The organism is Actinosynnema sp. NPDC023658, from assembly GCF_040639995.1.
In the GTDB taxonomy this organism is placed as follows: Bacteria; Actinomycetota; Actinomycetes; order Mycobacteriales; family Pseudonocardiaceae; genus Actinosynnema.
Genome location: NZ_JBFAAX010000376.1, coordinates 1 through 5,661 on the forward strand (window position 1 = coordinate 1; position 5,661 = coordinate 5,661).

Here is a 5,661-nt window from a genome sequence, read left to right on the forward strand (position 1 = left end):
GTCGCACCGCCGGTCGGGCGAGCCGGGGTACGGCCATCGCGCAGCCGGTCGGACGGGCCCGAGCCGCCGGGGCACCGGGGAGCCCGGCGCGCTCGGCGGTCACAGCGCGAAGTACGCCGTGGAGCCGGCCGACGCACCCGGTCCCGGCGGCACCCGCCGCGCGGGCTCGCGGTTCGGCGGTTGACGCAGGTCAGGCGGTTCCGGTGCGGCCGGGACGGACATCGTGACCGGCTTGCCCGGCTCCACCACGACGGGCTCGCCGTGGTGGCTCGTGCGCAAGGCGTCCCCCGCCACGATCCGGTACGTGGCCGACCCCTCGTCCACCTCCACCGCGAACCGCGCGCCGCGGAACGACATGCGGAACGCCATCCTGGTCAGCCCCGGTGGCAGGCGAGGCGCGAACGCGAGCTCGCCGTCGTGGTCGCGCATCCCGCCGAACCCGGCCACCAGCGCCATCCACGCACCCGCGAGCGACGCCATGTGCAGTCCGTTGTGGACGTTGCGGTGCAGGTCGTGCAGGTCGGTGAACGCCGCCTCGGCCAGGTAGTCGTAGGCCAGCTCCAACGCGCCCACCTCGGCCGCCAGCACCGCCTGCGTGGCCGCCGACAACGACGAGTCGCGCACCGTCCGCCGCTCGTAGTAGGCGAAGTTCCGGGCCTTCTGCGCGGGCGTGAACGCGTCACCCCGCACGTGCATGGCCAGCACCAGGTCGGCCTGCTTGACCACCTGCTTGCGGTACAGGTCGAAGTACGGCCGGTTGAGCAGCAGCGGGTACTCGTCGGGGTCGGTGCCCTCGAAGTCCCACTCCGCGTGCGAGGTGAACCCCTCGTTCTGCTGGTGCACGTCGAGCAGCTCGTCGAACGGGACCCGCATCCCGTCCGCCGCCTTCCGCCACTCCCGCAGCTCCTCGGCGGTCACGTCCAGCCGTTCGGCCACGTCCGGGTGCCGCTCGCACGCCTCCGCCGCGCCGCGCAGGTTCTTCTGCGCGATGAGGTTGGTGTAGGTGTTGTTGTCCACCACGGCCGAGTACTCGTCCGGCCCGGTCACGCCGTCGATGCGGAACCCGCCGTGCTGGTCGTGGTGCCCCAGCGACGTCCACAGCCGCGCCGTCTCCACCAGGATCTCCGCGCCGCACTCCCGTTCGAACGCGTGGTCGCCGGTGGCGTTGACGTACTGCGCCACGGCGTGCGCCACGTCGCCGTTGACGTGGAACGCGGCCGTGCTGGCGGGCCAGTACGCCGAGCACTCGGCGCCGCTGATCGACCGCCACGGGAACGCCGCGCCGCGCTGACCCAGCACCTCGGCCCGCTCCCGCGCCTTGCCCAACGTCGAGTGCCGCCACCGCAACGCGTCCCGCGCCGCCTCCGGCACCGTGTAGGCCAGCACGGGCAGCACGAACATCTCGGTGTCCCAGAACGCGTGCCCGTCGTACCCCGGCCCGGTCAGCCCCTTGCCCGGGATCGCCCGCGTCTCACCGCGCACCGCGGCCTGCATGATGTGGAACAGCGCGAACCGCAGCGCCTGCTGGAGCTCGTCGTCGCCGTGCAGCTCGATGTCGGAGGCCTCCCAGAAGTCGTCCAGGAACCGCCGCTGCTCGGCCAGCAGGCCCTCCCAGCCGGTCTGCCGCGCGCCCGCCAGCGCCGCCTCGACCTGCGCCCGCAGCGCGGGCACCGACCGCTGGGCCGACCAGCCGTACCCCAGGTACTTGACCAGGCGCAGCTTCCCGCCCGCCGGCACGTCCACGGCGGCGGTGAAGCGGGCCAGGTCGCCCTCGGCGCGGATCTCGGTGCGCACGCCGTCCTGGACCTCCAGCTCGTGATCCATCGCGGCGGCCATCCGCAGCCCGGAGTTGCGCGCGTGGTGCGCCAGCACCGCCCGGTACTCCTCCGCGTGCGCGAAGTCCGACACCAGCGGCTCGTTCAACGCCGCCGCCACCCGCGGGTCGTCGCCCTCGTTCTCCACCGGCTCGTTGGCCAGCAGGTCCGACTGGACGACCAGCTGCACGTCCTCGCTCGGCTCGACCTCGTAGAGGATCGCCGCCACGGCCCGCTGGGTCAGCGACACCAGCCGCTCGCTGCGCACCGTCACCCGGCGACCGGTCGGTGACTCCCACTCCGTGCAGCGGCGCAGCGTCCCGGTGCGGAAGTCCAGCTCGCGCTGGTGCACGTGGGCGCGGCCGTAGCGCATGTCCAGCGGCTCGTCCTCCACCAGCAGGCGGATCACCTTGCCGTCGGTGACGTTGACGACCGTCTGCCCGGCCTCGGGGTAGCCGTAGCCGGACTCGCCGTACGGCAGCGCGTGCTCCTCGTAGAAGCCGTTGAGGTAGGTGCCGGGCAGGCCGCGCGGCTCGCCCTCGTCCAACGTGCCGCGCAGGCCGATGTGCCCGTTGGACAGGGCGAACACCGACTCGGTGCGGCGCAGCTGGTCCACCGCGAGGCCGTCCCAGCGCACCATCCAGGGGTGGATCTCCCAACCGGTCACAGCAGCTCCGCGAGGTCGTCGACGACGACGTCCGCGCCGTGCGCCTTCAGCGCGTCCCGCTGGCCGGTCCGGTCGACGCCCACGACGTGCCCGAACCCGCCGGCGCGACCGGCCTCCACCCCCGCCAGCGCGTCCTCGAACACGGCGGCGTGCTCCGGGCTCACGCCGAGCAGCCGCGCGCCCGCCAGGAACGAGTCCGGCGCGGGCTTGCCCTTGAGCCCGTCGCGGAGGATCACCACGCCGTCCACCAGGCCCTGCACGAACCGGCTGAGGCCGGCCGCTTCGAGGACCTTGCGGGCGTTCGCGGACGACGTCACCACGCCGATGCCCAGTCCGGTCTCCTCCACCGCGCGCAGGTACGACACCGTCCCGGGGTAGGGGGTCACGCCCTCGTGTCGGATGATCGCCTCCAGCAGGTCGTTCTTGCGGTTGCCGACGCCGTGCACGGTGTCGCGGTCGGGTGGGTCGTCCGGCTCGCCCTCGGGCAGCGTGATGCCGCGCGAGGCGAGGAACTCCCGCACCCCGTCGTAGCGCGGCCGGCCGTCCACGAACCGGAGGTAGTCCGATTCCGCGAACGGCTGTTCCCCGCGCGGGCGCAGGAAGTCGTCGAAGGTGCGCCGCCAGGCGCGGCGGTGCAGCACGGCCGTGCTCGTCAGCACGCCGTCGAGGTCGAAGAGACAGGCGGTGATCGCGTCGGGCAGTCCCAGGGCCATGCCCCGTTGTCTACCCCGTCCCGGCCGCGGGTACCCGTTGGCGCGGCGAAGCGGCCGGGGGCGCGGTCGGGCGGTGCTCAGGCGGGCTTGAGCGGGTCGTGGCCGATCGACATGAGACGGTGCCTCCGGTGCGCCTCGTCCGCCGTCGGCAGGTCGTCGCGCCGCTGCGCGCGCACCCGCTCCACGACCCCGCGCATCACCTTGACGTCCTCGGTGGTCAGGTCGGTCCGCCGCTTGCGCAGCACCCGCAGCACGTCCTGACCGGTGGGCGTCCCCGCCTGGTCGGACAGGGCCTCGTCGTCCTCGTCCGCCGAGCGGGCGCGCAGCCAGTCCTCCAGCTCGTGCGAGGTCATGTTCACCGCGCGGTGGAACTCGTCCCACAGGCTGTCGGTCACGGGGGAGAGGGTTGCCGCCTCCTCACCGGGCGAAACGGGCGTCCTTTGCCGAACCCGAACATTCACCGGACGTGCGCCACACCGTGACGGGCCATGGTGGTGGTCATGAAGACATGGACACGCCTCGTCGTCGTCGCCGCGACCGCCGCGATCGGGTTCACGCCGGTCGGTGTCGCGGTCGCCCAGGACAGCACCTACGCGCCGATCACGATCAGCCCGGAGCGGGTGAAGAAGCTGTGCGAGGAGCGCGCGCCGAAGATCGAGGAGCGCATCACGCGGCTGAACACCCGCATCAACGGCGGTCCCGAGGTGCCCGGGTCGACGGCCTGGCTCCAGGCCCAGGCGCAGAAGGCGCGCGACGCGGGCAACACCAAGCGGGTCGAACGCCTGGAGCAGCGGCTGGAGCGCCGCGGCGAGAAGGTGACCAAGCTCGGTGACGCGCAGCGCCGGGTGGACAAGTTCCAGGCCGAGCACTGCGGCGTCAAGTGAGGGCGCTGATCGCGGTCGTCGTGCTGCTGTTCGCGGTGGTGGGGTGCCGTGCCGACGACGCGGCACCCGCGGACCCCGGCTTCGACGGGATCGAGGCGACGCTGGACGAGGTCGAAGCCGAGGTCCTGGAGCCGTAGCCCTCAGATGAGGCCCGGCGCGTACTGGGCCTTCGCCACCTCCACCGCGGCCCGCAGCTCCTCCGCCGTCGCGGTGCCCGACTCCTCGACCGCCGTCGCCCACGCGTCGATGCAGCCCAGGTTGAACTCCTGGGTCTCCGGCGCGTTGGCGGCGGCGACGAGGTCGGTGCCCTCCTCGACGTCGCCCGCCAGGAACAGGGCCAGACCGAGCAGCGCGCCGTCCCACCCGGGCCCGACGTACAGCGCGCCCGCGCCGCTGCCCGCGATCGCCCTGGGCACGGTGTGCTCCAGCTCGACCGTCGTCCGCTCGTCGCTCTCCGGGGAGAGGCGCAGCTCGACGATGCTGGTCTCGCCCCCGTAGGTGACCCGCAGCAGCTCCGGCGGCGCGCAGGTCAGCACCTCGCCGCTCGCGTTGCCCTCGACCTGGAAGCTCCCGCCCTCGCGCAGGTCGCCGCTGACCGGCATGAACCAGCGCCGGAGCCGGTCCGGGTCGGTCAGCGCGTCCCACACGTCCGCCGCCGCCGCGTCGTACGTGCGGCGGAGCACCACGCCGACGGTGTCGTCCGCGCCCGCGCGCACCGCGCGGTGGACGGACTTGAGGTGCTCGGCGAAGTCGATCACTCTTGTTCCTCCTTGAGTCGCCTCTCGCGCTTGCCGCGCGCGAGTTCGGTGGCCAGCGCGTCGAGGTGTCCGCTCCAGAACCGGCGGAACCGGTCGAGCCACTCGTCCACCTCGCGCAGCCCCTGGTCGTCCACCGCGTAGAGGCGGCGGGTGCCCTCCGCGCGGACCCGGGCGAAGCCGTTCTCGCGCAGCACCCGCAGGTGCTGGGAGACGGCGGGCTGCGAGATGCCGAACTCCCGGCCGACCACCTCCGTGACCGCGCCGGAGCTCTGCTCGCCGTCTGCGAGCAGCTCCAGGATGCGGCGGCGGACCGGGTCACCGAGTACGTCGAACGCGTGCACGACCAGCATCTTTCAGCCACAGCTTATATAAGTCAAATCTAAGGCACCGGAATTGTCGGTGGTCGGTGGCACTATCTCGAACGGATGTTCGGTACGCGTTCGAAGGGAGCCATGCGATGCGTGTTCGACTCGATCCCCGTCAGTGGCCCGGCCGTGTCATCCCCGAGACCGACGCCGAGATCGACACGGCGGTCGAGGCGCTCTGCCTCCGTGCGACCTGGCCCGATGCCCACCGCGCCGCCGTGCGCCGGGTCGTCGAGCCCTGGTTCGCCGAGGGGTGGAGCGTCGATGCCCTGCTCGCGGCGGTCGACCGCAGGCCTGACGGCACGAGGCAGGGCAGCCCGAGGAGCCGCGACCAGGTAGCGCACGACTTCCTCCGTGCGCGACTGAGGTCGTGGTGGCAGGGGGGCGCGCGCCGAGCGCGCCCCCCGGTGGCGGGCATGACGCTGGGCGCCTGGTGGCGGATCAACCGGCGCACCAGACC

7 protein-coding genes and 1 pseudogene are annotated in these 5,661 nt (G+C 73.0%); 3 read left to right on the forward strand and 5 right to left on the reverse strand.

Annotated elements, in window-relative coordinates; genetic code table 11:
- Positions 1–99: 99 nt before the first annotated feature.
- The 3 genes from AB0G02_RS26785 to AB0G02_RS26795 form a co-directional block, all read right to left on the reverse strand.
- Positions 100–2,454, reverse strand: a complete 2,355-nt coding sequence (locus AB0G02_RS26785; RefSeq protein WP_360798785.1) for a glycosyl hydrolase family 65 protein — start codon at positions 2,452–2,454, stop codon at positions 100–102.
- A 23-nt stretch (positions 2,455–2,477) separates the two neighbouring features.
- On the reverse strand, positions 2,478–3,194 hold the full coding sequence (locus AB0G02_RS26790; RefSeq protein ID WP_360798770.1) for a beta-phosphoglucomutase family hydrolase: 717 nt from the start codon (positions 3,192–3,194) through the stop codon (positions 2,478–2,480).
- Between the two features lie 77 nt (positions 3,195–3,271).
- A complete protein-coding gene (locus AB0G02_RS26795) occupies positions 3,272–3,589 on the reverse strand; it encodes a DUF3140 domain-containing protein (RefSeq protein WP_360798773.1) in 318 nt (105 codons plus the stop codon).
- A gap of 105 nt (positions 3,590–3,694) precedes the next feature.
- Here AB0G02_RS26795 and AB0G02_RS26800 point away from each other — a divergent pair, with 105 nt between their 5' ends.
- Both AB0G02_RS26800 and AB0G02_RS26805 read left to right on the forward strand, forming a co-directional pair.
- Positions 3,695–4,078: a hypothetical protein gene (locus AB0G02_RS26800; RefSeq protein WP_360798776.1), complete on the forward strand. Its 384-nt coding sequence runs from the start codon at positions 3,695–3,697 to the stop codon at positions 4,076–4,078.
- Positions 4,075–4,215 (forward strand): hypothetical protein, encoded by a 141-nt coding sequence (locus tag AB0G02_RS26805; RefSeq protein ID WP_360798779.1) that lies wholly within the window; start codon positions 4,075–4,077, stop codon positions 4,213–4,215. Before AB0G02_RS26800 ends, AB0G02_RS26805 begins: the two co-directional genes overlap by 4 nt.
- 3 nt (positions 4,216–4,218) lie before the next feature.
- On the opposite strand, the gene AB0G02_RS26810 is transcribed toward AB0G02_RS26805, so the two are convergent.
- Entirely contained in the window at positions 4,219–4,836 is a 618-nt protein-coding gene (locus tag AB0G02_RS26810) for an SRPBCC domain-containing protein (RefSeq protein ID WP_360798782.1), read from the reverse strand.
- Positions 4,833–5,177, reverse strand: a complete 345-nt coding sequence (locus AB0G02_RS26815; RefSeq protein ID WP_360798788.1) for a metalloregulator ArsR/SmtB family transcription factor — start codon at positions 5,175–5,177, stop codon at positions 4,833–4,835. Before AB0G02_RS26815 ends, AB0G02_RS26810 begins: the two co-directional genes overlap by 4 nt.
- A gap of 116 nt (positions 5,178–5,293) precedes the next feature.
- Between AB0G02_RS26815 and AB0G02_RS26820 the strand changes: the two are divergent.
- Positions 5,294–5,661 (forward strand): annotated as a pseudogene (locus tag AB0G02_RS26820) (hypothetical protein); the annotation flags it as partial.